Source organism: Streptomyces pimonensis, assembly GCF_041380215.1.
GTDB lineage: Bacteria > Actinomycetota > Actinomycetes > Streptomycetales > Streptomycetaceae > Streptomyces > Streptomyces pimonensis.
In genome coordinates, this window is record NZ_JAHWZY010000013.1 from 35,789 (window position 1) to 61,675 (window position 25,887).

Below are 25,887 nucleotides of genomic sequence, written 5' to 3' on the forward strand. Positions count from 1 at the left end.
GCCGAAGCTCACTCCCCCGCGGAAGAAACCGGGACGGCACGCGCGAACCCGCCGTCCACCATCAGATTCGCCACCGTCTCCAGCTCCGGGGGAGACCCCGCCAGCCGGGACAGGAACACATCGAAATCGTCCCCGCACGGCGACAGCAGCCGCTCCACCCGCTCGGCCGGCGGCCACGACGGATCCACGTCCCGCGCGTCGTCGTACGCACAGAACCACACCGAACCCTGCCGCTCGCCCCGCACCTTCACCGCCAGCAGACCACCCTGCACGAAAGCCACGCACAGGTAGTCCTTGGTCAGGTGATCACGCAGGCACTTGTTCACATACACGAGATCATTGACCGCCGCCTCGTCCCGCACCGTGAAGAACGGCTGGTCCACCAGCAGCCCCAGCTCCGCGTCCAGCGCCGTCCCCACCGGCGCACAACCACCCGCCGCCTTCAGGAACGACCGGTACGCGCCCGGCAACCGGTACCCGAGGTCCTCCTCGACCCCCAGCACCTGCGACTCCGTCACCGCCGCACCCGACTTCGGCAGCCCGAAATGCGCCGGCCGCGTCTCCTGCAACGGCCGCGTCCCCCGCTTCCCATGATCCACCGCCGATGTCGCCACCCCGCCGTGATGCCGCAGCAACGCCTTCACCTCGACCGGCACCAGCTCCAGCCGCCGCGCCCCCGCCACGTGATGCCACGTCCAGCCGTGCGGCGTGGCCACCGCCGGCACCGTGTCCCACAACTCATGACCACTCGCCGCCAGCGCCGCGTTCGCCGACACGTAATCCGTCAGCCGCAACTCGTCCACGCCGAACCCCTCCGGCGGCTCCGCCACCTCCGCCGCCGCACGCGCGTAGGGCGAGAAATCGGGGTAACCGCGCTCGTCCACCCGCACCCCCCTCGGGTGACGCGCCGCCCGCACCGGATCCGGGAAGTGCACGACCTGCCCGGCATAAGCCGCGTTCGGCGGCACGGCCTTCTGCCCGAGCCGACCTGTCGTCATGGCGGTTGCCCCCTGCGGCACTCTGCACGTCCGCGCCGCCCGCTTCCGGACCGCTACGGAACGTATTCGACTGTCACGTCTGTCTCGACTGCTTACCGTCACGACCCCCACGGCGCCCGCGCGCACCGGCGCGCAGAACACCGCACGGATCGCGGTGCCGACAGCCTATGCGGTACGCCCCCACCGGTCACCGGCACCGGCCACCAACCCCTCCTCTTCCGTGACCAGCCGTCACCTTCCCGTGACAGCTCGCCCAAACCCGGGCGTGTCGCCCCGCCCCAGCTTCCACATCGGCCACCCCATTTGGCACTCTGTGACCTCCGGGGGGATGCTCTGGAGGGGATGATGATCATGAACGTGACGCAGACGGGGCCGCACACCGGCCCATCCGGCGACCCCCGCATCGGCTGGAGCGCCACCGACGCCCCCCGCATCCCCACCCTCCGGCACCGCCGTGACGGCATCCTCCCCACCATCGCCGCAGCCCTCTCGGTCCGCGGCACCACCCTCACCTGCACCGCCGCCCGCGGCGACACGCCCCCCGCCCTCCACCCCCTCGTCCAGGACTTCCTCGACACCCTCACCAGCGACCAGCGCGACCGCTTCACCGGCCGCTGCGCCGAAACCATCCTCGTCTCCCGGCACATCACCACCGCCGACGCCGCACGCAGCAAACGCGCCGCACGCAAACCCATGACCAACGGCGAAGCCCGCAGAGCCCTCAAGCACGCCAAACTCACCACCCGCCGCATCCGCGAGGACGGCGACCCCCTCCACGGCTCCTACGCCGCCCCCTGCCGCGCCTGCACCGCCCTCACCGCCCACTTCGGCATCCGCCTGGTCGACCCCGCCACCACCGGCTGACCCCAGCCCCCGCACCACCCACGACCCAGACGAACGAAGGGCAGATGCACACCGACCGCACCTCCTCGCCCGGTCTCGGCTTCGCTCGACCGGGGGGACCCCCACCCCGCTTCGCCGTACCCGTCGACGCCGCCCTGCGCGCCGCCGGCTGGCACCCCGGACGCTGGGACATCGGACAGGCCGAGATCTGGGCCGACGCCCTCCGCGACCACACCTCACCCGCCGGACACCGCCACACCGTCTTCCCCGCCGCCGTCGAAGCCTGGGCCGAATTCGGCGGACTCCACATCAACTCCACCGGCCCCGGCCGCCAGATCGCCCCCGCCACCCTCCACCTCGACCCCCTGCACGGCCTCCACATGGCCCGCACCCTCGGCGACCTCGGCCGCGCCCTCGACACCGATGTCTGCCCCCTCGGCGCGGAGACCGACACCCGGGCACTCCTCGCCATCGACGCCCAAGGCCGCGCCTACGCCCTCGACCACACCGGCGACTGGTACCTCGGCCCCGACATCGACCGCGCCCTCGCCACCCTCATCACCGGCGTACAGCCCACGCGCCTCACCGCCGGCTGAACCCACCACCGGCTACGACGCCGGGATCACCGCAGACACCCGAAACCCCCCCGCCTCCGTCGGCCCCGACACGAACACCCCGCCCAACGCCGACACCCGCTCCTTCATCCCCACCAGACCGTTCCCCCCCGACGGCAACCCCGCCGACGACGCCGCCTTCGGCGGCGGCTCGTTCTCCACCTGCATCGCGATCTCCGACACCCGGTACGCCAGACGCACATACGTCCTCGCACCCGCCGCATGCTTGTGCACGTTCGTCAACGCCTCCTGCACCACCCGGTAAGCCGTCGACTCCACCTCCCGCGCACACGACCGCGCCTCCCCCACCACCGACAGATCGACCGCCATCCCCGCCGCCGCCGACTGCCCCACCAACTCCTCGATCTCCGACAGGCACGGCCCCTCCCCCTCGTCCACCGCCCGCGACGCAGCCGCCGCAGCAGCCACCCCCACCGCCGCCAACGGCACCGACGCCCGCTCCCGCCGCTCCCCGTCCCCACCTGACCGCAGCACCCCGAGCATCTCCCGCAACTCCGTCAACGCCTGCCGCCCCATGTCCCCCACCAGAGCAGCGTTCCTCACGGCCTTCTCCGGGTCCTTCCGCGCCACCGCCTGCAGCGCCGCAGCGTGCACCACCATCAGACTCACCCGGTGCGCCACCACGTCGTGCATCTCACGCGCGATCCGCGTCCGCTCCTCGCCCCGCGCCCACTCCGCCCGTTCCTCCGCCCGCTCCGCGAGCAGCTGCAGCTCCCGTTCCAGACTGTCCGCCCGCTCCCGCAGACTCTCCATCAACCGCCGCCGCGCCCCCACGTACAGGCCCAGCAACAACGGCGGCGCCGTCATCCCCAACGCCGTCGTGATCGACGCGAACGGCACCAGCCAGTCACCGACGCCCACGTCCTCCTTCGCGATGTCCTGCCGCATCCGCACGGACATCACGACGAGCACACCCACCAACTGCATCCCGGCCAGCGACCCGATGATCCGCCGCGGCACCTCGGACGCCGCCAGCGAGTACAGGCCGACGAGACCCACCAGGAAACCCATCGCCGCCGGCGTCACCGCGATCGCCACCAGCACCACCGCGATCGGCCACTTCCGCCGCACCAGCAGCACCGAACCGGCCAGCAGACCGAAGACGACCCCCACAGGGACCGGAACCCCCGCCTCCCGCGCGAACGGGATCCCCTCCAGCCCGCACTCCGCCGCGGACGCCACCGCGAGCCCCACATCCAGCACGGCACTACGCCGTCTGTCCCACCACCACGGCCCTCCCCGGGCCGTCACCAGCTCTTCCCCCGTCGTGGTCATGTGTCCAGCCTACGGGCGGGCGACGCCGCTTTTCCGGCGAGATTCACACGACGGATGATGTCGTGGGCGCCGAGAACCACTGGGCGAACCCGGCAGGCATCGGCACCACCCGGCCCCAGCGGAGATGCCCGAGAAGCACGACCCCAGGACCGTGCCGCGGGAACGTGGGTTGGGAACCAACGGGGTTGTCCCGTGCCCACGGTCCTGCGCAGCGCCGGACTCCACCGCCGCGTCGAAGGACGGTGGCCCGGGACGGTGGCAGCCGAACAGCGAACCCCGTAGGCTGACCCCCGGCATTCCCGGGTTGCTCTGTCGGTAGGGGCGACTGGACTTTGAATCCAGGTAAGACGCAGGTTCGACTCCTGCCCCGGGAGCCGGCAGCGGGCCCTGACAGTACCGTCGGGGCCCGCTCTCATGTGCCCCACAAACACCCCCGGTATCCTGCGGATGTCACCCCCTCCCCATCACAGCCGAAGGGCATCCCGTGAGCACCAGTCGCCCGGCAGCCGTCGTCGTTCTCGCAGCGGGTGAGGGCACCCGCATGAAGTCGGCCACACCGAAGGTCCTGCACGACATCTGTGGCCGTTCCCTGGTGGGTCATGTGCTCGCCGCAGCCGGTGAGCTGGAGCCGGAGCACCTGGTCGTCGTCGTGGGCCACGCCCGCGAGAAGGTGACCGCGCATCTCGCGGGGATCGCCCCGGACGTGCGCACCGCCGTGCAGGCGCAGCAGAACGGCACCGGGCACGCCGTGCGGACGGGCTTGGAGGAGCTGGGCGGTTCCGTGGACGGGACCGTGGTCGTGGTCTGCGGTGACACCCCGCTGCTGACGGGTGGGACGCTGCGGCGGCTGTCCGCCGCCCACGCTTCCGACGGCAACGCGGTGACGGTGCTGACGGCCGAGGTGCCGGACGCGACCGGTTACGGGCGGATCGTGCGGGACGACAGCGGTGCGGTCACGGCGATCGTGGAGCACAAGGACGCGTCCGAGGAGCAGCGGGCGATCCGGGAGATCAATTCGGGTGTGTTCGCGTTCGACGGGGCGTTGCTGGCGGACGCGTTGAAGAGGGTGCGGACGGACAACAGTCAGGGTGAGGAGTACCTGACGGATGTGCTCGGGATCCTGCGTGGGGCGGGGCATCGGGTGGGCGCGTCGATGGCGCGGGACCACCGTGAGATCGCGGGGATCAACAACCGGGTGCAGTTGTCGGAGGCGCGGCGGATCCTCAACGACCGGCTGCTGACCGCCACCATGCTGTCGGGGGTCACCGTGGTCGACCCGGCCACGACGTGGGTCGACGTCACCGTGACGTTCGAGCAGGACGTGGTGGTCCATCCGGGGACGCAGCTGCACGGTGCCACGCATCTCGCGGAGGGGTGCGAGGTGGGGCCGAACACGCGGCTGACGGACACGCGGGTGGGTGCGGGCGCGCGGGTGGACAACGCGGTGGCGGTGGGCTCCGAGGTGGGTCCCGAGGCGAACGTGGGGCCGTACGCGTATCTGCGTCCGGGGTCGCGGCTGGCGCGCAGGGCGAAGGTCGGTACGTACGTCGAGACGAAGAACGCGTCGATCGGTGAGGGGACGAAGGTTCCGCACCTGTCGTACGTGGGGGATGCGACCATCGGCGAGTTTTCGAACATCGGGGCGGCGAGTGTGTTCGTCAATTACGACGGACAGGACAAACATCACACGACGGTCGGGTCGCACTGCAAGACGGGTTCGGACAACATGTTTGTGGCGCCTGTCACGATCGGGGACGGTGCTTACACGGCTGCCGGTTCGGTGATCACGAAGGATGTGCCGCCGGGTTCGCTGGCCGTGGCCCGTGGCCAGCAGCGGAATATCGAGGGCTGGGTGGCCCGTAAGCGTCCGGGGAGTGCTGCCGCGAAGGCGGCGGAGGCGGCTTCCCGGGAGTCGGCCGGCGAGGGCTGACCGGATTCGGCCCTCCCCTGCAGGGCGTACCGTGATAAGTGCACTTCCGCACCGCCACCAGCTGCGACACCTCTGAGGAGATTGTGCTGTGACCGGGATCAAGACGACCGGCGAGAAGAAGATGATGTTCTTCTCCGGCCGCGCCCACCCCGAGCTTGCCGAGGAGGTCGCCCAACAGCTGGATGTCGGGGTCGTGCCGACGAAGGCCTTCGACTTCGCCAATGGCGAGATCTATGTGCGGTACCAGGAGTCGGCCCGTGGTGCCGACTGTTTCCTGATCCAGAGCCACACCGCGCCGATCAACAAGTGGATCATGGAGCAGTTGATCATGATCGACGCGTTGAAGCGCGCGTCGGCGAGGTCCATCACGGTCATCGTGCCGTTCTACGGTTACGCGCGGCAGGACAAGAAGCACCGGGGTCGTGAACCGATTTCGGCGCGTCTGATCGCGGACCTGATGAAGACGGCGGGTGCGGACCGGCTGCTGGCCGTAGATCTGCACACGGATCAGATCCAGGGTTTCTTCGACGGGCCCGTCGACCATCTCTTCGCGCTGCCGCTCCTTGCGGACTACGTGGGTGCGAAGGTGGACCGTTCGAAGCTGACGGTGGTGTCTCCGGACGCGGGTCGCGTGCGGGTCGCGGACCGTTGGTGCGACCGGTTGGGCGCGCCGCTGGCGATCGTGCACAAGCGGCGCGACAAGGACGTGGCGAACCAGGTCACGGTGCACGAGGTCGTGGGTGACGTGAAGGGACGCATCTGCGTCCTGGTGGACGACATGATCGACACGGGTGGCACGATCTGCGCCGCGGCGGACGCCCTGTTCGCGCACGGTGCGGAGGACGTGATCGTGACGGCGACGCACGGTGTGCTGTCGGGTCCGGCGGCCGATCGCCTGAAGAACTCGCGGGTGAGCGAGTTCGTGTTCACGAACACGTTGCCGACGCCGGGTGAGCTGAGCGAGTCGTTGGACAAGATCACGGTGCTGTCGATCGCGACGACGATCGCGCGTGCGGTGCGTGAGGTGTTCCGGGACGGTTCGGTGACGAGCCTGTTCGACGAGCAGTAGTCCCGTGCGGCCCGTGCAGGAAGGGTTCTGCACGGGCCGCACGGTGATCGTTTTGGGTGCGGCCTCCTGGTCCGAGTAGACTGTCCAAGTTGCTCGGCGAGGGAGGCCGCACCTCTTTTCAGGAGGCGTGCGGCGGTCCGTTATCGACGCGCTCTTCGTAGCAGGCCGTTCGTGGCCGGGTGACCACGTCCGTTTCTGACTTTCGAGGAGTGAGCATGTCCGAGGTGAAGATCTCCGCCGCGACGCGCACCGAGTTCGGCAAGGGTGCCGCGCGCCGTATCCGTCGTGACAACAAGGTTCCGGGTGTGCTGTACGGGCACGGTTCGGACCCGCTGCACCTGACCCTTCCGGGCCACGAGCTGCTGCTCGCGCTGCGGACGCCGAACGTGCTGATCGCGCTGGACATCGACGGCGAGTCGAACGAGCTGGCGATCCCGAAGTCGGTGCAGCGTGACCCGATCAAGGGCTTCCTGGAGCACGTCGACCTGCAGCTGGTGCAGCGCGGCGAGACGGTCAGCGTGGAGATCTACGTGCAGACCGAGGGTGAGCTGGCGCCGGGCGGCAACCTGCTGGAGCACGTGCTGAACACGCTGCCGGTCGAGGCCGAGGCGACCCACATCCCCGAGTCCGTCACGGTGTCCGTCGAGGGTCTGGAGGCCGGCGCCTCCATCCTCGCCAAGGACATCCCCCTCCCGAAGGGCACCAAGCTGGCCGTCGACGAGGACGCGGTCGTCATCCAGGTGCTGGCCGCGCAGGCGGAGGAGGCGCCCGCCGAGGGTGCCGAGGGCGAGTCGGCCTCCGAGGCCTGATCCTCACTCCGAGTCGTCGTTTCGTCGGCCGCTGTTCCCGTACGGGGCAGCGGCCGACGCGTATGGGGGCGTGGCTAGGGACGTATGAAGGAGACATGGACGTGACGACGGATGCGGCGGCCGGTGCGGCGGGTCCCTGGCTGGTCGTGGGGCTGGGCAACCCGGGGCCGGAGTACGCGATGAACCGCCACAACGTGGGGTTCATGGTGGCGGATCTGCTGGCGGAGCGGATGGGGGGCCGGTTCAAGCGGGCCGGCAAGGCCCAGGCACAGGTCGTGGAGGGGCGGGTCGGGCCGCCGGGGCCGGCGAACCGGCGGGTGGTTCTGGCGAAGCCGATGTCGTACATGAACCTGTCGGGCGGGCCGGTGAACGCGCTGCGGGAGTTCTACAAGGTGCCGGTGGCAAACGTGGTGGCGGTCCATGACGAGCTGGACATCGACTACGGGACGCTGCGGCTGAAGCTGGGTGGCGGGGACAACGGTCACAACGGGTTGAAGTCGATGACGAAGGCGTTCGGGCGGGAGTACCACCGGGTGCGGTTCGGGATCGGGCGGCCGCCGGGGCGGATGCAGGTGGCGGACTTCGTGCTGAAGGACTTCTCGTCGGCGGAGCGCAAGGAGCTGGACTACTTCGTGGACCGGGCGGCGGACGCGGTGGAGTGTCTGGTGGTCGAAGGGCTGGAGCGGGCGCAGAGCACGTACAACTCGTGACGTGTCGATGGGCGCGCCGGTCGGTTCGTCCCTGTGCCCGAGGCCTGCCGGAACCCGCCCGGAGTTGACCGGCCGCGAGGTCACGGCCGAGGAGCTCGGCCGTGTCTCCCGCTGCCCGCTCCTCCCGTGGCTCCTGCGCCCTGCGGTTCGGCCGGTTCGCGGCGGTGGGCGGCGCGGTCGCCGTGCTGATCCTGGTCGCGGGCGTGCGGGCTTCGTGGGGCACGGCGCAGTACGTGATGCCGACGAAGGGGCGCGGGCGGGGCACGGTGGAGGTGACGCGGTGCGGCGCGAGGACCTGCACGGGGCCGTGCACCCCGCTGTCGCCGGGTCGCAGCCGCGTACGGAGGCCGCGCCGGAGGACTCGGTGACCCTGGCGGGGGGCGGACGTGCACGGTGGTGCCGAAGCCGGGCGGCACCCATGCGGTCCGTCCGGGTGGTGCCGGGGTTCCGCACGCGTGGGTTCCGCCGGGCGGCGCGCTGCTGCTCGCGCCGGTCGTGGTGGCCGGCGGTCCGCTGCGGACGCGGGCGGCGTGGGTGCCGGCGCCGTCGGGAGCGGCACTGCCGGCCGCGGCTCTCCCGGCCGTACGAGCCCGAGGAGGCGCACACGAAGGGCGCCCCCGGCCGTACGAGGCCGGGGGCGCCCTTCACCGCGGTCGGGTCAGCCGGTGTTGCGCAGGCCGGCAGCGACGCCGTTGACGGTGAGCAGCAGGGCGCGGGAGAGCAGCGGGTCGGGCTGTTCGCCGGTGCCGACGGCGTCGCGCTGGCGCTTGAGGAGAGCCACCTGGAGGTAGGAGATCGGGTCCAGGTAGGCGTCGCGGATGGCGAAGGTCTGCTTGAGGACCGGGGTGGCGTCCAGGAGTTCCTGCTCGCCGGTGACGCGCAGGACCTCGGTGACGGTCAGTTCGTGCTCGGCCCTGATGGCGTCGAAGACGTGCTTGAGGTGGTCGGGGACGAGGGTGTCGACGTAGTGCTGGGCGATGCGCAGGTCGGTCTTGGCGAGGGTCATCTCGACGTTGGAGATGAAGTTGCGGAAGAAGTGCCACTGCTGGTGCATCTCGTCGAGGACGGTGTCGAGTCCGGCCTCGCGCAGGGCCCTGAGACCGGAGCCGACGCCGAACCAGCCGGGGACGATCTGCCGGGACTGGGTCCAGCCGAACACCCACGGGATGGCGCGCAGTCCGTCGAGCGAGACGCCCGAGCCGGGGCGGCGGGAGGGCCGCGAGCCCAGGTGCAGGTCGGCGAGCTGGTCGACCGGCGTGGAAGCCAGGAAGTACGCCGGCAGGTCGGGGTCCTCGACGAGCCCCCGGTAGGCCGTGTGGGCGGCGTCGGAGACGACGTCCATGGCGGCGTCCCAGCGGGCGAGGGCCTCGTCGGACTGGCGGGGCGCGGTGTGCAGGGCGGATGCCTGGAGGGTGGCCGCGACGGACAGTTCCAGGTTCTCCCGGGCGAGGGAGGGGATGAGGTACTTGTCGGAGATGACCTCGCCCTGTTCGGTGACCTTGATCTCGCCCTCGAGGGTGCCCCAGGGCTGGGCGAGGATGGCGTCGTGGGTGGGGCCGCCGCCGCGGCCGACGGTGCCGCCGCGGCCGTGGAAGAGGCGCAGCCGTACGCCGTAGCGGTGGGCGACGTCGCGCAGGCGGCGCTGGGCGCGGTGGATCTCCCACTGGCTGGTGGTGATGCCGCCGAACTTGGAGGAGTCGGAGTAGCCGAGCATGACCTCCTGGACATCGCCCCTGAGGGCGACGAGGCGCCGGTAGGAGGGGTCGGCGAGCATGTTCTCGAGGATGGTGTCGGCGGCCTTGAGTTCGTCGGTGGTCTCCAGGAGCGGGACGATGCCGATCTTGGCCCAGCCGGCGTGCAGGTCGATGAGTCCGGCCTCACGGGCGAGGACGGCGGCGGCGAAGACGTCGTCGGCGCCCTGGCACATGGAGATGATGTAGGACTCGACGACCTCGGGGCCGAAGACCTCCAGGGCGCGCTTGACGGTCTGGAAGACGCCGAGGGTCTTCTCTCCGGCGGCGTCGACGGGCGCGGGGGTGGGGGCGAGGGGGCGCCTGCTGCGGAGCTCCTTGGCGAGCAGCTTGGACCGGTACTCGCGGGGCATGTCGGCGTACCGCCAGGATTCCTCGCCGAGCCGGTCGAACAGCTGGCCGAGGGCGTGGTGGTGGGCGTCGGCGTGTTCACGCACGTCCATGGTGGCGAGCTGGAGCCCGAAGGCGGCCAGGGTGCGGATCGTGCGGGCGAGGCGGCCGTCGGCGAAGAGGCCTCCGCGGTGTTCGCGCAGGGATGCCTGGATGAGCCGCAGGTCGGCGAGGAGCTCGCCGGTGCCGAGGTAGTCGCGGCCGGGTTCGTGGGCGGTGCCCTTGGCGAGGCGGAGCTTGGTGTTCTCCAGCTTCTGGCGGATGCAGGTGGCCTTGAGCCGGTAGGGCTCCTCGGCGTTGAGGCGCTTGTAGCGGGGGCTGATCTCGGGGAGGGCGTCGAGGTCGGCCCGGAGGGAGGCGAGCAGTTCCTCCGTCGCACCCGTGTAGCGGATGGAGTTGGAGAGGAAGCCGCGCAGTTCGTCGATCATCTCCAGGGCGTCGTTGATGCCGTGTTCGTGCTGGAGGATGAGCACGTCCCAGGTGACCTGGGGGGTGACGTTGGGGTTGCCGTCGCGGTCGCCGCCGATCCAGGTGCCGAAGGTGAGGGGGCGGGTGTCGTCGGGAAGGTGGACGCCGACGCGCTCCAGCTCGGCGGTGAGGTCCTCCAGGACGTCGCCGACGGCGCCGGCGTGCAGTTCGTCGAGGTAGTAGACGGCGTTGCGGGCCTCGTCGGCGGGTTCGGGACGGACCACGCGCAGTTCGTCGGTCTGCCAGACGAGGTCGATGTTCTCGGCCAGCCGGGTGTCCAGGCGACGCCGGTCGGAGGCGATGACCGGGGTGTCGAGGAGCGCGGCGATGCGGCGGAGCTTGTTGAGGACGGAGCGGCGGGCGGCCTCGGTGGGGTGCGCGGTGAAGACGGGCCGGATGTTGAGGTTGCGGACCGTTTCGCTCAGGTGTTCGGGGTCGGCGTCCTTGAGGCGGTCTGCGGTACGGGAGAGCAGTCCGCCCTCGGCGGCGCGGCGGGCGCGCAGTTCGCGGCCGCGATGCACCTGCTCGGCGACGTTGGCCAGGTGGAAGTAGGTGGAGAACGCGCGGACCAGCTTGGCCGCGGTCTGCAGTTCGGCGCCCCGCAACAGCTCGGCGGCGGCCTCGCCGTCCTCACGGGTGAGTCGGCGCACCTTCTCGACGAGGTCGAGCAGCTCCGGGCCCTCCTGCCGGACCAGGGTCTCCCCCAGGAGGTCACCCAGTCGGCGGATGTCGGCGCGCAGCTCGCTGCTCGTCGTGGTGGTCTGGTCGTCGGCACTGCTCACAGGTGCGGCTCCTTGCAGTGTTGAAGCTCGTCTGGGAGGGAACCCGGACAGCGTCTCGCGCGGCGTACGCCGCTTGCGGGCCGGACGTCCGGGAAGAAATCAGAGCGGACCGCGCTGTCCGACCGACTTCAAGGATAGGTGTCGACCCGGACGCGCAGGCCCACGGGCTCTTGCCGCCGGGCGACGCGCTGACATACTTACGTTGCCGTAGGTTACGGAGGCGTAGGTATGCAGTGCGTTTCCGGAGGCCGGGCACCCACCCCCAGTCCACATACCCCACAGGGAACACGCATGACCTCAGGCTCCGACGTGCTGCACGAAGCTACGGACCGATCCGGGCCCGACGACGTGGCGCCCTCCGCCACGCTGGGCGGCGAGCGCAAGCGCTCCATCGAGCAGATCACGCTGCTGCTCTTCATCATCGTCCCCTTCCTGGCGCTGGTGGCGGCGGTGCCGCTGGCGTGGGGGTGGGGGGTGAGCTGGCTGGACCTCGGTCTGCTGGTCTTCTTCTACTTCCTCGGCTGCCACGGCATCACCATCGGTTTCCACCGGCACTTCACGCACGGTTCGTTCAAGGCGAAGCGGCCGTTGAAGATCGCGCTGGCGATCGCCGGTTCGATGGCGGTGGAGGGGCCGCTGGTGCGGTGGGTGGCCGATCACCGCAAGCACCACAAGTTCTCCGACGACGAGGGCGACCCGCATTCGCCGTGGAAGTACGGGGAGACGGTCCCGGCGCTGATGAAGGGCCTGTGGTGGGCGCACATCGGCTGGATGTTCGACGAGGAGCAGACGCCGCAGGACAAGTACGCGCCGGATCTGATCAAGGACCGGACGCTGCGGGCGATCTCCCGGCAGTTCATCCTGTGGACGGCGCTGTCGCTGGCGTTGCCCGCGCTGATCGGCGGTCTGGTCACCATGTCCTGGTGGGGCGCGTTCACCGGGTTCTTCTGGGGATCACTCGTCCGGGTGGCGTTGTTGCACCACGTGACGTGGTCGATCAACTCGATCTGTCACGCGGTCGGCAAGCGTCCCTTCAAGTCGCGGGACCGTTCGGGCAACGTGTGGTGGCTGGCGGTGCTGTCCTGCGGTGAGTCCTGGCACAACCTGCACCACGCCGACCCGACGTCCGCGCGGCACGGTGTGGAGCGCGGGCAACTGGACTCCTCCGCCCGTCTGATCCGCTGGTTCGAGCAGTTGGGCTGGGCGTACGACGTGCGGTGGCCGTCACGCTCGCGTATCGATTCGCGCCGCAACACCTCGGAAGGCGGCTCCCGGCGCGGGAAGGAACCCGCTGAGGCGGCATGATGGTCGCCGTGGCGACCGACTCGAGCAGCACCCCGAGCAATGACAAGCCGCGGCGCGTGCGTCGCACCCGGATGACCGGTGCCGAGCGGCGTCAGCAACTGCTGGAGATCGGCCGCACCCTGTTCGCGGCGAAGGGCTTCGAGGGCACGTCGGTGGAGGAGATCGCGGCGAGGGCCGGAGTCTCCAAGCCGGTGGTGTACGAGCACTTCGGCGGCAAGGAGGGCCTGTACGCGGTGGTGGTGGACCGCGAGATGCGGCGGCTGCTGGACATGGTGACCGGCTCGCTGACGGCCGGCCACCCCCGCGAGCTGTGCGAGCAGGCGGCGTTCGCGCTGCTGGACTACATCGAGGAGTACACGGACGGTTTCCGCATCCTGGTCCGTGACTCCCCCATCCCCCAGTCGACGGGTTCCTTCGCCTCGTTGATCTCGGACATCGCCACCCAGGTGGAGTACATCCTGGTCCGGGAGTTCAAGTCCCGCGGCTTCGACCCGAAGCTGGCCCCGCTGTACGCGCAGGCCCTGGTCGGGATGGTCGCGCTGACGGGCCAGTGGTGGCTGGACGTCCGCAGGCCGAAGAAGGCGGAGGTGGCGGCCCACCTGGTCAACCTGGCGTGGTACGGGCTGGACGGCCTGGAGCCGAAGCCGCGGCTGATAGGTCACCGGAAGAGCTGAACCGATGACACACAGGATCGACCTTGTGCGATTCTGCCCGCATGACCGAGATCACGATCAGCGCAGCCCGTGCCCAGCTCGGCGACCTCGTCCGTCGCGCGGCCCACAGCCGCGAGACCATCGCGCTCACGGACCACGGGCGCGTGGCAGCACTTCTCGTGTCACCACAGGTCATGGAGGATCTCGAAGACGCATGGGCGGTCGCCGACTACCAGCGGCGCAGGGCCGAGGGAACGCTCGGACCGGGCATCCCCATGGCCGAGGTGCGCAAGCGGTTGCGGCTCGAACAGAAGTGACCCGCGAAATCGTCTTCGAGCCGCACGCCCTCGACTCCGCGGCCCGATTCCTCGACGAGGACGCGAGCGGCCTCTCGCTGGTCCTCGACACCATCGACAAGCTCGCCGAGAACCCCCGGCCGGCGGGTTCGGTTCCGTACGGATCACCAGACCTCCGGCGCCTGCACATCGGCGAGTACCGGATTCTGTACATCATCGACGACCAGGTCATCCGCATCCTGGTCACCCACCTGGGGCGCACGCCCTGAGGTCAACTCCCCTTGACAGCGACCGCGAAGACGCGGCGGAAGGGGAACGGGGTGCCGTGGGGACCTGCCGGATAGGCGGCTCGCAGGGCCGTCCGGTATTCGGCGACGAAGGCCTCCCGCGCCTCCGGGTCGTCGGCGAGGGCGGTGAGGACGGGCCGCAGGCCGGCGCCCTCGACCCAGTCGAGGACCGGGTCCTCGCCGGTCAGCAGGTGGATGTACGTGGTCTCCCAGGCGTCTGTGGTGCAGCCGAGGGCGGTCAGGTGCTCCAGGTAGGCCTCCGGCCGCAGCACGGCGTCGTCGTGGCGCAGGACGCCGTCCAGGCGGGCGCGCCGGCGCGGGGAGGCGGCGATTTCACGCATCAGGGTGTGGCTGGGGGCGTCGAAGTTGCCCGGCACCTGGAAGGCGAGGGCGCCCCCGGGGGCGAGCCCGGCGATCCAGTCGCGGAAGCGCTCCACGTGCCCCGGGACCCATTGCAGCGCGGCGTTGCTGACGATCAGGCCGTACGGCTCCTCGGGCGTCCACGTGCGGATGTCGGCGTGGGCGAAGTCGAGCCTGCCTCCCCCGGGACTCGGGCCCTCGTGGTCGGCGCGGGCCTTGGCGAGCATCTCGGGCGAGTTGTCGTAGCCGGTGATGCGGGCGGCGGGCCGGCGCTCGGCGAGCAGGGCCGTGACGTCGCCGGCGCCGCAGCCGAGGTCGGCGATGCGGGCCGGTTCTCCTGGGGGTTCCGGGATCCGGGCGAGCAGGTCGGTGAAGGGCCGGGTGCGGTGACCGGCGTGACGCAGGTACTGGGCGGGGTCCCAGAGGGGGTCGGTGACGGACATGGGGCCTCCCGGTGCGGTGCGCAGGGCCGGGTACCCAGCGTCACCTCCATTCATCTCGACGTCAAGAGATTTGACATCAAGAGACTTCACGTCGACACAACCACTACACTGATCGTCATGGAGGACGAGGTCGATCGGCTGGTCGCAGCGTGGCGCCGGGAGCGCCCGGACCTCGACGTGGAACCGCTCGAGGTGCTCAGCCGGGTGAGCAGACTGGCCCGGCACCTGGACCGGGCACGCCGGCTCGCCTTCGCCGAGCACGCTCTGGAGTCCTGGGAGTTCGACGTCCTGACCGCGCTGCGCCGCGCGGGCACCCCGTACCAGCTCTCGCCGGGGCAGCTCCTCACGCAGACGCTCGTCACCTCGGGCACGATGACCAACCGTATCGACCGCCTCGCCAAGAAGGGCCTGGTGGAGCGGCTGCCCGACCCCAGCGACCGGCGCGGCGTCCTGGTCCGGCTCACGAAGGAGGGCCGCGACCGCGCCGACCAGGCACTGGCCGGGCTGCTGGCGCAGGAGCGGGCGATCCTCGCGGAACTCACCCACGCCCAGCGCGGTGAACTGGCTGGGTTGCTACGCCAGTTGACCGCCCCGTTCGACAACATCCCCGGTTAGGTCGACGGGCCCGACACCCGCCCGTCGGGCGAGGGCCACCGCGGCGAGGGTGGAGTGCACTCCCAACTTCCCGAGGACGTTCTGCATATGGGTCCGTACGGTGTGCGGGGACAGATACAGGCGCTCGGCGACCGCCTTGCGCCCCAGTCCCGCGACCATGCACCGCAACACCTCCCGCTCGCGCGGGGTCAGGGACTCCACGAGCCGTTCGCTCTCCGTGCGGTGCCGCCGGGCGGTGGTCAACTCCCGCAGCACGCCCGTCAGCAGCGCGGGCGGCAGATGCGTCTCGTCGCGCAGCACCCCTCGGACGACGGTGAGCAGCCGGTTCAGCGAGCAGTCCTTGGCCACCCACCCGGAGGCCCCCGCCTGCAGGGCGAGCGCGGCCCGGACCGGCTCGTCCTTCTCGGCGAGGACGACGACCCGTACCTGCGGCTGCGCCGAACGCACCTCGGTGACCAGTGTCATCCCGTCGACGAGCCCGTCCTCGTCACCGGTCTGCATGGGTACGGCCGGTCGGCCGCCCGGCACCTTGCCGCCCAGGTCGGCGTCGACGAGCAGCACGTCGAACCGCCGCCCCTCGGCGGCCGCCCGCTCCAGACAGCGCAGCGCTGCCGGGCCGCTGCCCGCCGCGGACACGTCGACATCGGGCTCCGCGGCCAGGGCCGCGGCCAGTGACTCCGCGAAGATGCGATGGTCGTCGACGACCAGGACCCGGATACGAACCACGCGAAACCCCCTTCCCCCGAGCTCCTCCCGGAGCAGGGGATCACCCCATCGTCGGAGGGCGACACCGGCGCGGGTACGACGCCGAGGCCCCTGTCACTCGCTCACCGGACGCAGGACGGGTCGCCGCAGCCGCACGGCCGCCGCCGCGCGACAACCGCCGCCCCCGCCCCGGACGCCGTACCCGACCGTCTCGCCCCCTGAACGGCGCCGGCCCCCACCGGCGCTGTTCATCAGAGTACGGGCGGGCGCCGGGAGCGGAAGGCCATTTGCAGAACTGGCGGCCTTGCGCGTCTATGGTGAGCCGCATGTTCCGTCTTGAGACAGAAGTCGACAAGGCCCGACGTGATCTGCTCCGCAGGAGGCTGAGGGACACCAATACGGCGGCCTCACCGGTCCTGCGCGCACTGCGCGGAACCCCGGGCGAACGCGAAACGCCTTTGCACGTGTGGGCACGGGACGCGAACGGTGATCTCGCGGGCGGTCTGGTCGGCCACACCTGGACGGCCTGGCTGCACGTGGCCTACCTGTGGGTCGACGCCCGCCACCGGGGAGCGGGCCTGGGCTCCGGCCTCCTCGCGGAGGCGGAACGCGTCGCCGCCGCCGAACGCGCCTGCACGGCCGCCCGCGTGGAGACCTGGGACTTCCAGGCCCCGGAGTTCTACAAGCGGCAGGGCTACGAGGTGGTGTGCGTGATCCCCGACTACCCTCCGGGGATCACGGAGTACACGCTGACGAAACGGCTGCGCTGACCGGGCCCCGGCTCCGGCGACCGCCGCCCCTGCTCCAGCCCCACGGCCTCGGCGCTGTGGCGGGACGACCCGGCCCTCCGCCCGAGCCCGGCCCGATCCGCTCGGAGCGGGCCCCGGGTGCCACGCCGCCTGCGCGTCGTCCGGCCCGGAGATCCGCTCCCGTCGGTGTCCTGCCGCTGGTCCTCGACAGCACGGGGGCCGGACCGCCCCTCCCCGGCCGTCAGCGCACCCGCCGCGCGCCCGCCGCCGGCACCGCCTCGAAGACCCGGGGGGTCTTGAAGCCGGCCGCCGCGAAGGCCTCCTCCACCGCCTTGGTGATCGTCGGGACGTCCGTCTCCTCCGCCAGGACGATGGCCGAGCCCCCGAAGCCGCCGCCGGTCATGCGGGCGCCGAGGGCGCCGGAGGCCACGGCGGTCTCCACCACCAGGTCGAGTTCGGGGCAGGAGACGCGGAAGTCGTCGCGCAGCGAGGCGTGGCCCTCCACGAGCACCGGGCCGATGGCGCGGGTGTCGCCCGACTCCAGCAGGGAGACGACCCGTTCGACCCGCTCGTCCTCCGTCACCACGTGCCGGACCAGCCGGCGGACCTCCTCCTCGTCGCCGAGCCGCTGGAGCGCCGCGTCCAGTTCCGCGTACGGGACGTCCCGCAGGGCGTCGACGCCCAGCAGGGCCGCGCCCTTCTCGCAGCCGGAGCGGCGCTTTCCGTACTCGCCCTCGCTGTGGCTGTGCTTGACCCGGGTGTCGACGACGAGCAGGCGCATGCCCTCGGCGGCCAGGTCGAAGGGGATCTGGCGCTGGGAGAGGTCACGGGTGTCGAGGAACAGGGCGTGGCCGGTCCCGCAGCAGGCCGAGGCCGTCTGGTCCATGATGCCGACGGGGGCACCGACGTAGACGTTCTCGGCACGCTGGGACAGCCGGGCCAGCTGCCAGCCGCGCAGACCGAGGCCGAACAGGTCGTTCAGGGCGAGCGCGACGACGACCTCCAGGGCCGCCGAGGACGACAGGCCCGCGCCCGCCGGGACGGTCGAGGCGAGGTGGACGTCGGCGCCGGTGACGGTGTGCCCGGCCTCGCGCAGCGCCCACACGACGCCCGCCGGGTAGGCGGTCCACCGCTTGTCGGACTGGGGGACCAGGGCGTCCACCGCCAGTTCCACGACCGGCCCGTCCACGTCGGCGGAGTGCAGCCGCAGGATGCCGTCGTCCCGCCGGGACACCGCGGCGACCGCGGTGTGCGGCAGGGCGAACGGCATGACGAAGCCGTCGTTGTAGTCGGTGTGCTCACCGATGAGGTTGACCCGGCCCGGTGCCGCCCACACCCCGTCCGGCGCAGCCCCGTACAGCTCCTCGAACCGTTCGGCGACGGACCCCGCGACGGCCTCGCTGGACTCGCTCATGCCCTGAACCCTGCCCCTTCGTGACGTTCTACTCGGCCTGTTCGGCCTGTTCGGCGCGCTGCTGCGCGAACTCCCACGCGTCCGCGACGATCTCCGCGAGGTCGGCGCGCGACGGGTTCCAGCCCAGCTTCTCGCGGGCGGTGGCGGCCGACGCGACCAGGACCGCCGGGTCGCCGCCCCGGCGGGGGGCCACGACCTCGGGGATCGGGTGGCCGGTGACCCGGCGGACCGTCTCGATGACCTCACGGACGGAGAAGCCGTTGCCGTTGCCGAGGTTGCAGATCAGGTGCTCGCCGGGCACGGCGGCCTTCAGTGCGAGCAGATGGGCCTCGGCCAGGTCGGCGACGTGGATGTAGTCGCGCACGCAGGTGCCGTCGGGCGTCGGGTAGTCGTCGCCGTAGACGGAGATCGCCTCGCGCCGTCCCTGGGCCACCTGCAGCACGAGCGGGATGAGGTGCGACTCGGGGTCGTGCCGCTCGCCGTACTGTCCGTACGCGCCGGCCACGTTGAAGTAGCGCAGGGAGACCGCGCCCAGTCCGTGCGCCGCCGCCTCGCCGGTGATCATGTGGTCGACGGCGAGCTTCGAGGCGCCGTAGGGGTTGGTGGGGCTGGTCGGCGCGGACTCGACGATCGGGACCTGCTCGGGCTCGCCGTACGTCGCCGCCGTGGAGGAGAACACGAGCCGGTGCACGCCCGCCTCGCGCATCGCGCCGAGCAGCGCCATGGTGCCGCCGAGGTTGTTGTCCCAGTACTTCTCCGGCTTCACCACCGACTCGCCGACCTGCGAGAAGGCGGCGAAGTGCAGCACGCCGTCGTAGGAGGGGTCCAGCCACTTGGCGGCGTCGCGGATGCCGCCCTCGATGAACGACGCGCCCGCGGGAACGCCCTCCCGGAACCCGGTGGAGAGGTTGTCGAGCACGACGACCTCGTGGCCGGCCTCCAGCAGGTGCTGGGCGACGACACCGCCGACGTAACCGGCCCCACCCGTCACCAGGTACTTCCCGCTCATGAACTCGCTACCTCTCGCAGTCGCTCGGCCGCGCGCTCCGGCGGCACGTCGTTGATGAACACGTTCATGCCGGACTCGGAGCCCGCGAGGAACTTCAGCTTGCCGGACGTGCGACGGATGGTGAAAAGCTCCAGGTGGAGGGCGAAGTCGTCGCGCGTGACGCCGTCGAACTCCTCCAGCGTGCCGAACGGGGCCTGGTGCCAGGCCGCGATGTACGGCGTCGGAGGCTCTCCCTCCCCGAAGATCCGGTCGAAGCGCTTCAAGAGTTCCAGATACACCTGGGGGAACTCTGTGCGCGCCGCCTCGTCCAGTCCGAGCAGGTCGGGCACCCGGCGCTTGGGGTAGAGGTGGACCTCGTAGGGCCAGTGCGCCGCGTACGGCACGAAGGCCACCCAGTGTTCCCCCTCGAGGACGATCCGCTCGTCGGCCCGCTCCCGCTCCAGCACGGCGTCGAACAGGTTCTCACCGCCCGTCGCCTCCTTGTGTGCGGCCACTTGGCGCAACGTCAGGGCGGTGCGGGGGGTGGTGAAGGGGTAGGCGTAGATCTGCCCGTGCGGGTGCTGGAGGGTGACGCCGATCTCGGCCCCCCGGTTCTCGAAGCAGAAGACCTGTTCCACGGAGGGCAGATGCGACAGCTCGGAGGTCCGGTCGGTCCAGGCGTCGAGCACCAGTCGCGCCTGCCGCTCGCTCAGACCGGCGAAGGAGGAGTGGTGGTCGGAGGTGAAGCAGACGACCTCGCACCGGCCCGAGTCCCCGGCCAGCGAGGGGAAACGGTTCTCGAAGACGACCACGTCGTACGACGAGTCCGGGATCTCGCTCAGCCGGTCGCCCTCGGAGGGACACAGCGGACATTCGTCGGCCGGCGGGTGATAGGTGCGCCCCTGGCGGTGGGAGGCGATGGCGACGGAGTCGCCCAGCAGCGCGTCGCGGCGGATCTCGGACGTGGTGACCGTGGCGTCCAGCGGCCGGCGGTCGACGGCGTCGCGGACGGTGTCGTCGCCCAGGTCGTAGTAGATGAGTTCGCGACCGTCGGCCAGCCGGGTCGAGGTCTTCTTCACTGCCGCTCTCCTCTGCACCCGTCCATCACTCAACACAATCAAACATAACACATCATAACCAATCAGCAAGCCCTGCTTATCACAATCAAACAAAGGACGCCACGGGAAGTGTTCAGTAACTGAACACGGAGGCATGGGTTCCGTACCGGATCAGTTCGCGACCGAAGCGAGTGTGTATGCAGACCCCCACATACCTAGCCGCGGAGCTTCGGCTCCCCACCAACTGGCTGGACTACACGATCCTCGGGATCTACTTCGTCGTCGTGCTGGGCATCGGCTTCGCCGCCCGCCGCTCGGTCAAGACCAGCCTCGACTTCTTCCTGTCCGGCCGCTCCCTGCCCGCCTGGGTCACCGGTCTGGCCTTCATCGCGGCCAACCTCGGCGCCACCGAGATCCTCGGCATGGCGGCCAACAGCGCCCAGTACGGCGTCTACACGACCCACTGGTACTGGATCGGCGCCATCCCCGCGATGGTCTTCCTGGGCCTGGTGATGATGCCGTTCTACTACGGCAGCAAGGTCCGCTCGGTCCCCGAGTTCCTGCTGCTGCGCTTCGACAAGGCCGCTCACCTGTTCAGCTCGGTCCTCTTCGCGGCGGCGGCCATCCTGATCGCCGGCGTGAACCTGTACGCCCTCGCGATCGTGGTCGAAGCCCTCCTCGGCTGGCCGCAGTGGGTGGCGATCGTCGTCGCCGGCTTCTTCGTCCTGGCCTACATCACCCTCGGCGGTCTCTCCTCGGCGATCTACAACGAGGTCCTGCAGTTCTTCGTCATCCTCGCCGCGCTCATCCCGATCACGGTGCTCGGCCTGAAGAGCGTGGGCGGCTGGGACGGTCTGTCCGACTCCCTCACCCAGGCGCGCGGCGACGACTTCATGACCGCCTGGGGCGGCACCGGCATCGGCAGCGACAACCCGCTCGGCGCCAACTGGCTGACCATCGTCCTCGGCCTCGGCTTCGTCCTCTCCTTCGGCTACTGGACGACGAACTTCGCCGAGGTGCAGCGCGCCCTGTCCGCCAAGAACCTCTCGGCCGCCCAGCGCACCCCGCTCATCGCCGCGTTCCCGAAGATCTTCATCGTGTTCCTGGTGATGATCCCGGGCCTGGTCGCCGCCGTACTGGTCCCCGCGATCGGCACGGGCGACTCGGACCTGCAGTACAACGACGCGATCCCGTACCTGATGCAGCAGCTCCTGCCCAACGGCGTCCTGGGCATCGCCGTCACCGGCCTGCTGGCCGCGTTCATGGCCGGCATGGCGGCCAACATCTCCTCCTTCAACACCGTCTTCACCAACGACGTCTGGTCGAAGTACGTGGTGAAGCACCGCGCGGACGAGTACTACGTCCGCTTCGGCCGTCTGATCACCGCGATCGGTGTCCTCGCCTCCATCGGCACGGCGTTCCTCGCGTCCTCGTTCTCGAACATCATGAGCTACCTGCAGACGCTGTTCTCCTTCTTCAACGTGCCGATGTTCGTGGTCTTCATCATCGGCATGTTCTGGAAGCGGGCGTCCATGAAGTCCGGCTTCTGGGGCCTGCTCGCCGGCACCACCGCCGCGATGGTGAACTACTTCTGGATCTACAAGCAGGGCGTCATCGACATCCCCTCCGACCAGGGCGCCAACTTCGTCTCCGCGATCGCCGGCTTCGTCGCGGGCGCGGTGGTCATGGTCGCCGTGTCGCTCTTCACGGCCCCCAAGCCGGCGGAGGAGCTCAAGGGTCTGGTCTACGGCACGCGCTCCCCCGGCATGGCGGAACCGCCCGCGGAGGGCGACGACGCGTGGTACCGGAAGCCTGCGCTGCTGGGCTGGGGTGCGGTGATCCTGGCTGCCGCCTGCTACATCCCGTTCTCGTTCTGATCGCGGGAGGATGGAGAGAACATGTCCGAGCACTATTCCGAGCGTGAACTTCGGCAGGAGGTCTCCGAGCTGGAGACCAAGTCCACGACGGCCGCGCGGTTGTTCGACATCCGGCGGATCATCGGCGGGCTGTTCGTCGTGTACGGCGTGATCGTCACGATCGCGGGCTTCACCGCGTCCGACGCGGACCTCGACAAGGCCGAGGGGGTCAACATCAACCTCTGGACGGGGCTGGGGATGCTGGTCCTGGGCCTGCTGTTCCTCCTCTGGCTGAAGCTCAGGCCGACGGCCCCGCCGCCGCCGGACGTCGTTCCGGAGGAACGGAAGGAGTAAGCAGGGCGGTGCGGGACGCGCGTCACGGGGTGCCCCGCGGTGGTGCGGAGCGGGAACGGTGCTGCGCGTCCCGGCGCTCTGCGGGCGCCCCGCGCCGGTGCGGGCCGGCGCCTCCCAGGCCTCTGAGGCGCTGGGGGAGGCACGACCCGCCCGCGGGAGCGGCGGCGGGCGGCCGCGTACGGCGGGAAGGGGACGGGGCGCCCGCCCGCAGCGGCCGGCGCGTCCGCACCCAGCACCCCGCACCCCGCACCGACAGACGTGACCCGCGCCGGTCCGAGGACGGACACCCCCGACACGGGGCCCCGCCCCACCCACCACCCGCGCCCCCACCGGGCCGAACCCCGCACCGCAGGCACACCGTCCGCACCCCACCAAAGCGGAACCCGCACCACAGGCCTAGGCGCCGCCCCCCACCGGCCCCGCCCGGTCCAGCAGGCCCGTTCGGGCGGCCAGGGCCGCTGCCTCCAGGCGGGAGCCCACGCCCAGTTTCATCAGGACGCGTTGGACATGTGTCCGGGCCGTGGACGGCGCGATGCCCATGCCCGCCGCGATCAGCCGGGTGTCCTCCCCTTCGGCGACCCGCACCAGCACCTGCACCTCCCGAGGCGTCAGCAGCCGCAGCAACCGCACGCCCTCGTCATCCGGCTGCGCCACAGGATTCAGCAGCTCCCCGAACGCCCCCTGCAGCAACTGCGGCGCCACGGCGGCCTCCCCCGCCCGCGCCTTCGTGATCGCCCGCTCGACCCCCTCGATGCGCTCGTCGTGCCGCACGTACCCCGACGCCCCCGCCGCGAACGCCGCCGCGATGCCCCGCGGCGACGGCACCGGCCCCAGCACGACCACCGCCACCTGCGCCCGCTCCCGCTTGATCTTCACCACCGGATCGAACGCCCCCGCCGCCGCCGGCGCCGCCGTCCCCAGCAGACACACCTCGGGCGCCCTGCTGATCACCAGATCCGCGGCGCCGGCCGCCGGCGCGGCCGCCGCCAGCACCCGGTGCCCCCGCAGCTTCAACGCCGAGGCCAACGCCTCGGCGAGCAATCGGTGGTCGTCGACCACCATCAGCCGCACTCCCATCGAACAACCACCCCCCACAACAACGCACCCCCGGATGCCCCCGGAAGCTACACGCTTGTTCGACGTTACGCTCCCCCTACCGGCAGGAATCGCCCCGGATCGCCGAAATTCTCGCATTCGACGGTGTGGGGCGGATGACACGCGATACGCCCGCGGCCCCGTCCCTGACCAGGGACGGGGCCGCGGGAAACAACGAATCGAACGATCAACTCGTACCGAAAGCGATCACGAGATATTCCTTCTCGTCCGAAGCCGACGAGAAGTCACTGGCATAGGCACCGGACATGTACAGAGCGCCCTGCGAGAACAGGATCTCCGCGTATTCCGGCGACATCCGCGACTCGACGTCCCGCACGGTTTCCGTCGCCGGGTTCTCCATCAGCTTCGTCTGCTCGAAGGTTCCCCCGTCGATGCTGACGATCTGCCCGCCCTTGTCGTACGGCGGACGCTTGTACGCCAGGATGTTGCCGCCGTCCATCCGCAACGGGGTGATCGTGTAGCCGTCACCCGCGTCGGTACGCTGCCCGGTCTGCTTGCCGGTCGCCAGGTCGAAGGCGACGACCTCGTTGGTCTGGCTGTACGACTCCCCGCCGCCCTCGTGCTCCTCGGTCGCGATGTACAGCCTGTCCTCGCCGACCGCCAGCCCGGTGCACTTCTCGAGCTTGTAGATGCTGTCGCAGCGGGCCGCGTACTCCTCGCCCGGCGCGGAGATGCGCGTACGCAGCTTGCCGGTCCTGTTGTCGATGGAGAAGAAGTCCGAGATCCCGCTGCCGTCGCCCGCGGACTCGTTGACGTCGGCCGCCACGACCAGCGGGTCGGTGGAGACGACGGCGGCGTACTCGATGCCCTCGTCCATCTTGTACTCGGTGATCACCTTCCCGCTCCTCGGGTCGATGTTCTGGATGTGCAGCTGCCGCTGGTCGTACGAACCGCACTTGCGCACCGCGACGAGCTTCTCGCCACCGCCGTACCCGGAGTCGAAGCAGGAGTCGGACGTCTTGGGCGCCCACAGCTGCTCGCCGGAGGCGACCTCCCAGGCGGCGCCGCCGCTGGTGCTGCCCGCCGCGACGGTGCCGCCGCTGAGGGTGACGTTGTTGAAGCTGATCGGCATGGTGCCGGACTTGGCGGTCCTGGTCCACACCTCCTTGCCCGCCGCGAGGTCGATCACCGCGAGCTGCGTGCAGGACTGCGGTTCTTCCTTGGTCGGCATGGCGGGCTTGAAGATGACCGCCGTCTTGTCGTCCTCGGTGACGCGGTTGGTGGCCTCGCACACCGGTCCGGGCAGGTCGATCGTCCACTTCTCGGTGCCCTTGGCACGGTCGTAGCCGACGATCTCGGCGATCCCGCTCTTGGCGTACACCGTGTCGGTCAGCCAGGAGCCGGCGGTGGGGACGCTCCTGACGCCCTCGGGGACCTCGGGCGCGGGCACCTGGAACAGCACCTTGGAGCCGGTGTCGGCCGGCACCTTCTCCTCGGCCCCTGAGGAGGTGTCCCCGGAGTCGCCGTTCTTCCCGTCCTCGCCGCTGGTGCCGCCGGAATCCGCGGTGGTGCTCTTGTCGTCGTCCTTGCCGGACGAGGACGCGTACCAGACACCGGCGCCGACGATCAGGGCGATGGCCACGACCGCCGAGACGATGATGGCGGCCTGCGCGTTGAACCTCTTCCCGCCGCCCACCGGCTGCTGCATCGGCATGGTCGGCGGCTGCGGGTACCCGTACCCGGGTTGCCCGTACGCCCCCGGCTGCGGCTGCCCCGGGTGTCCGTACCCGGCGGCCGGCGGCTGCTGCGGGTACCCGTACCCGGGCCCCTGCGGAGCCGGCGGCGGCGTGACCGGCGGCTGCGGGGCGGCCGGGGTCGGGGACGGCGGAGTCTGCGGATACCCGTATCCGGGCTCCGGGGCCCTGCCGGGATCAGGCCCGCCGGGCGCGGCCGGCGGCTGCGCGGGCTGCTGCGGGGGCGGCCCGAACCCCGGCTGCTGCGGGGGCTGGTGGGGCGGCGGGGGCGGCTGGGTCATGACGTGACTACCTCGGGGAAGGGGACGACGGGCGACGGGAAGGGGACGGGGAC

Annotated in this window: 24 protein-coding genes and 1 tRNA gene; 15 read left to right on the forward strand and 10 right to left on the reverse strand. The window is 70.7% G+C overall.

Annotated elements, in window-relative coordinates:
• Positions 1–8: 8 nt before the first annotated feature.
• Positions 9–998, reverse strand: coding sequence for an SMI1/KNR4 family protein (locus tag KYY02_RS15090; RefSeq protein ID WP_371238585.1), 990 nt, complete (start codon positions 996–998; stop codon positions 9–11).
• A gap of 351 nt (positions 999–1,349) precedes the next feature.
• Here KYY02_RS15090 and KYY02_RS15095 point away from each other — a divergent pair, with 351 nt between their 5' ends.
• Entirely contained in the window at positions 1,350–1,862 is a 513-nt protein-coding gene (locus KYY02_RS15095) for a YwqJ-related putative deaminase (protein ID WP_371238453.1), read from the forward strand.
• A gap of 44 nt (positions 1,863–1,906) precedes the next feature.
• Positions 1,907–2,437 carry an SUKH-3 domain-containing protein gene (locus KYY02_RS15100; RefSeq protein ID WP_371238454.1) on the forward strand — a complete coding sequence of 177 codons (531 nt, stop codon included), beginning with the start codon at positions 1,907–1,909 and terminating at the stop codon, positions 2,435–2,437.
• A gap of 12 nt (positions 2,438–2,449) precedes the next feature.
• Here KYY02_RS15100 and KYY02_RS15105 read toward each other — a convergent pair whose 3' ends face one another.
• Entirely contained in the window at positions 2,450–3,751 is a 1,302-nt protein-coding gene (locus KYY02_RS15105; RefSeq protein WP_371238455.1) for a sensor histidine kinase, read from the reverse strand.
• Between the two features lie 297 nt (positions 3,752–4,048).
• On the opposite strand from KYY02_RS15105, the gene KYY02_RS15110 reads away from it, so the two are divergent.
• The 5 genes from KYY02_RS15110 (at position 4,049) to pth (ending at position 8,269) form a co-directional block, all read left to right on the forward strand.
• A tRNA-Gln gene (locus KYY02_RS15110) sits at positions 4,049–4,125 on the forward strand.
• A 110-nt stretch (positions 4,126–4,235) separates the two neighbouring features.
• Positions 4,236–5,681 carry a bifunctional UDP-N-acetylglucosamine diphosphorylase/glucosamine-1-phosphate N-acetyltransferase GlmU gene (gene glmU, locus KYY02_RS15115; RefSeq protein ID WP_371238456.1) on the forward strand — a complete coding sequence of 482 codons (1,446 nt, stop codon included), beginning with the start codon at positions 4,236–4,238 and terminating at the stop codon, positions 5,679–5,681.
• Positions 5,682–5,769: 88 nt separating this feature from the next.
• Complete coding sequence (locus KYY02_RS15120) at positions 5,770–6,750, forward strand: ribose-phosphate diphosphokinase (RefSeq protein WP_371238457.1); 981 nt, start codon at positions 5,770–5,772, stop codon at positions 6,748–6,750.
• Between the two features lie 215 nt (positions 6,751–6,965).
• Positions 6,966–7,559 (forward strand): 50S ribosomal protein L25/general stress protein Ctc, encoded by a 594-nt coding sequence (locus tag KYY02_RS15125; RefSeq protein WP_371238458.1) that lies wholly within the window; start codon positions 6,966–6,968, stop codon positions 7,557–7,559.
• 95 nt (positions 7,560–7,654) lie between these two features.
• Positions 7,655–8,269 carry an aminoacyl-tRNA hydrolase gene (pth, locus tag KYY02_RS15130; RefSeq protein ID WP_371238459.1) on the forward strand — a complete coding sequence of 205 codons (615 nt, stop codon included), beginning with the start codon at positions 7,655–7,657 and terminating at the stop codon, positions 8,267–8,269.
• A 658-nt stretch (positions 8,270–8,927) separates the two neighbouring features.
• Here pth and ppc read toward each other — a convergent pair.
• Positions 8,928–11,660: a phosphoenolpyruvate carboxylase gene (ppc, locus tag KYY02_RS15135; protein WP_371238460.1), complete on the reverse strand. Its 2,733-nt coding sequence runs from the start codon at positions 11,658–11,660 to the stop codon at positions 8,928–8,930.
• A gap of 291 nt (positions 11,661–11,951) precedes the next feature.
• Here ppc and KYY02_RS15140 point away from each other — a divergent pair, with 291 nt between their 5' ends.
• From KYY02_RS15140 to KYY02_RS15155, 4 genes are read left to right on the forward strand one after another with little or no spacing between them, the layout of a single operon-like run.
• Complete coding sequence (locus KYY02_RS15140) at positions 11,952–12,965, forward strand: acyl-CoA desaturase (RefSeq protein WP_371238461.1); 1,014 nt, start codon at positions 11,952–11,954, stop codon at positions 12,963–12,965.
• Complete coding sequence (locus KYY02_RS15145) at positions 12,962–13,639, forward strand: TetR family transcriptional regulator (RefSeq protein ID WP_371238462.1); 678 nt, start codon at positions 12,962–12,964, stop codon at positions 13,637–13,639. The genes KYY02_RS15140 and KYY02_RS15145 overlap by 4 nt, the downstream gene beginning before the upstream one ends.
• Before the next feature lie 41 nt (positions 13,640–13,680).
• Positions 13,681–13,935 (forward strand): type II toxin-antitoxin system Phd/YefM family antitoxin, encoded by a 255-nt coding sequence (locus tag KYY02_RS15150; RefSeq protein WP_371238463.1) that lies wholly within the window; start codon positions 13,681–13,683, stop codon positions 13,933–13,935.
• Positions 13,932–14,183 carry a type II toxin-antitoxin system RelE family toxin gene (locus tag KYY02_RS15155; RefSeq protein WP_371238464.1) on the forward strand — a complete coding sequence of 84 codons (252 nt, stop codon included), beginning with the start codon at positions 13,932–13,934 and terminating at the stop codon, positions 14,181–14,183. The genes KYY02_RS15150 and KYY02_RS15155 overlap by 4 nt, the downstream gene beginning before the upstream one ends.
• A gap of 2 nt (positions 14,184–14,185) precedes the next feature.
• On the opposite strand, the gene KYY02_RS15160 is transcribed toward KYY02_RS15155, so the two are convergent.
• A complete protein-coding gene (locus tag KYY02_RS15160) occupies positions 14,186–15,004 on the reverse strand; it encodes a trans-aconitate 2-methyltransferase (RefSeq protein ID WP_371238465.1) in 819 nt (272 codons plus the stop codon).
• A gap of 117 nt (positions 15,005–15,121) precedes the next feature.
• On the opposite strand from KYY02_RS15160, the gene KYY02_RS15165 reads away from it, so the two are divergent.
• A complete protein-coding gene (locus KYY02_RS15165; RefSeq protein WP_371238466.1) occupies positions 15,122–15,619 on the forward strand; it encodes a MarR family winged helix-turn-helix transcriptional regulator in 498 nt (165 codons plus the stop codon).
• Here KYY02_RS15165 and KYY02_RS15170 read toward each other — a convergent pair.
• Complete coding sequence (locus KYY02_RS15170; protein ID WP_371238467.1) at positions 15,578–16,345, reverse strand: LuxR C-terminal-related transcriptional regulator; 768 nt, start codon at positions 16,343–16,345, stop codon at positions 15,578–15,580. The two genes, KYY02_RS15165 and KYY02_RS15170, sit on opposite strands and share 42 nt — an antisense overlap.
• Positions 16,346–16,638: 293 nt before the next feature.
• On the opposite strand from KYY02_RS15170, the gene KYY02_RS15175 reads away from it, so the two are divergent.
• On the forward strand, positions 16,639–17,094 hold the full coding sequence (locus KYY02_RS15175) for a GNAT family N-acetyltransferase (RefSeq protein WP_371238468.1): 456 nt from the start codon (positions 16,639–16,641) through the stop codon (positions 17,092–17,094).
• 220 nt (positions 17,095–17,314) lie between these two features.
• Here the strand turns inward: KYY02_RS15175 and galK are convergent, their stop codons facing one another.
• Genes galK through galT form a run of 3 tightly spaced genes read right to left on the reverse strand, consistent with a single transcriptional unit; the run spans position 17,315 to position 20,554 of the window.
• Entirely contained in the window at positions 17,315–18,487 is a 1,173-nt protein-coding gene (gene galK, locus KYY02_RS15180) for a galactokinase (protein ID WP_371238469.1), read from the reverse strand.
• Positions 18,488–18,515: 28 nt separating this feature from the next.
• Positions 18,516–19,496: a UDP-glucose 4-epimerase GalE gene (gene galE, locus KYY02_RS15185; protein ID WP_371238470.1), complete on the reverse strand. Its 981-nt coding sequence runs from the start codon at positions 19,494–19,496 to the stop codon at positions 18,516–18,518.
• On the reverse strand, positions 19,493–20,554 hold the full coding sequence (galT, locus tag KYY02_RS15190; RefSeq protein WP_371238471.1) for a galactose-1-phosphate uridylyltransferase: 1,062 nt from the start codon (positions 20,552–20,554) through the stop codon (positions 19,493–19,495). Before galT ends, galE begins: the two co-directional genes overlap by 4 nt.
• A gap of 176 nt (positions 20,555–20,730) precedes the next feature.
• On the opposite strand from galT, the gene KYY02_RS15195 reads away from it, so the two are divergent.
• Both KYY02_RS15195 and KYY02_RS15200 read left to right on the forward strand, forming a co-directional pair.
• Entirely contained in the window at positions 20,731–22,410 is a 1,680-nt protein-coding gene (locus KYY02_RS15195) for a sodium:solute symporter family protein (RefSeq protein WP_371238472.1), read from the forward strand.
• Positions 22,411–22,431: 21 nt separating this feature from the next.
• Positions 22,432–22,743, forward strand: coding sequence for a hypothetical protein (locus KYY02_RS15200; RefSeq protein WP_371238473.1), 312 nt, complete (start codon positions 22,432–22,434; stop codon positions 22,741–22,743).
• A 396-nt stretch (positions 22,744–23,139) separates the two neighbouring features.
• On the opposite strand, the gene KYY02_RS15205 is transcribed toward KYY02_RS15200, so the two are convergent.
• Together KYY02_RS15205 and KYY02_RS15210 are read right to left on the reverse strand one after the other, a co-directional pair.
• Positions 23,140–23,820 (reverse strand): response regulator transcription factor, encoded by a 681-nt coding sequence (locus KYY02_RS15205; RefSeq protein WP_371238474.1) that lies wholly within the window; start codon positions 23,818–23,820, stop codon positions 23,140–23,142.
• A gap of 205 nt (positions 23,821–24,025) precedes the next feature.
• Positions 24,026–25,834 (reverse strand): outer membrane protein assembly factor BamB family protein, encoded by a 1,809-nt coding sequence (locus KYY02_RS15210; protein WP_371238475.1) that lies wholly within the window; start codon positions 25,832–25,834, stop codon positions 24,026–24,028.
• Positions 25,835–25,887 lie beyond the last annotated feature (53 nt).

Excerpts from the sequence above, each read along its gene's own strand:
- KYY02_RS15090 (WP_371238585.1), bottom strand. The coding sequence starts at position 998 with ATGACGACAGGTCGGCTCGGGCAGAAGGCCGTGCCGCCGAACGCGGCT.
- KYY02_RS15095 (WP_371238453.1), top strand. The coding sequence starts at position 1,350 with ATGAACGTGACGCAGACGGGGCCGCACACCGGCCCATCCGGCGACCCC.
- KYY02_RS15100 (WP_371238454.1), top strand. The coding sequence starts at position 1,907 with ATGCACACCGACCGCACCTCCTCGCCCGGTCTCGGCTTCGCTCGACCG.
- KYY02_RS15105 (WP_371238455.1), bottom strand. The coding sequence starts at position 3,751 with ATGACCACGACGGGGGAAGAGCTGGTGACGGCCCGGGGAGGGCCGTGG.
- KYY02_RS15125 (WP_371238458.1), top strand. The coding sequence starts at position 6,966 with ATGTCCGAGGTGAAGATCTCCGCCGCGACGCGCACCGAGTTCGGCAAG.
- pth (WP_371238459.1), top strand. The coding sequence starts at position 7,655 with ATGGACGTGACGACGGATGCGGCGGCCGGTGCGGCGGGTCCCTGGCTG.
- KYY02_RS15140 (WP_371238461.1), top strand. The coding sequence starts at position 11,952 with ATGACCTCAGGCTCCGACGTGCTGCACGAAGCTACGGACCGATCCGGG.
- KYY02_RS15145 (WP_371238462.1), top strand. The coding sequence starts at position 12,962 with ATGATGGTCGCCGTGGCGACCGACTCGAGCAGCACCCCGAGCAATGAC.
- KYY02_RS15150 (WP_371238463.1), top strand. The coding sequence starts at position 13,681 with ATGACCGAGATCACGATCAGCGCAGCCCGTGCCCAGCTCGGCGACCTC.
- KYY02_RS15160 (WP_371238465.1), bottom strand. The coding sequence starts at position 15,004 with ATGTCCGTCACCGACCCCCTCTGGGACCCCGCCCAGTACCTGCGTCAC.
- KYY02_RS15165 (WP_371238466.1), top strand. The coding sequence starts at position 15,122 with ATGGAGGACGAGGTCGATCGGCTGGTCGCAGCGTGGCGCCGGGAGCGC.
- KYY02_RS15175 (WP_371238468.1), top strand. The coding sequence starts at position 16,639 with ATGGTGAGCCGCATGTTCCGTCTTGAGACAGAAGTCGACAAGGCCCGA.
- galK (WP_371238469.1), bottom strand. The coding sequence starts at position 18,487 with ATGAGCGAGTCCAGCGAGGCCGTCGCGGGGTCCGTCGCCGAACGGTTC.
- galE (WP_371238470.1), bottom strand. The coding sequence starts at position 19,496 with ATGAGCGGGAAGTACCTGGTGACGGGTGGGGCCGGTTACGTCGGCGGT.
- KYY02_RS15195 (WP_371238472.1), top strand. The coding sequence starts at position 20,731 with ATGCAGACCCCCACATACCTAGCCGCGGAGCTTCGGCTCCCCACCAAC.
- KYY02_RS15200 (WP_371238473.1), top strand. The coding sequence starts at position 22,432 with ATGTCCGAGCACTATTCCGAGCGTGAACTTCGGCAGGAGGTCTCCGAG.
- KYY02_RS15205 (WP_371238474.1), bottom strand. The coding sequence starts at position 23,820 with ATGGGAGTGCGGCTGATGGTGGTCGACGACCACCGATTGCTCGCCGAG.
- KYY02_RS15210 (WP_371238475.1), bottom strand. The coding sequence starts at position 25,834 with ATGACCCAGCCGCCCCCGCCGCCCCACCAGCCCCCGCAGCAGCCGGGG.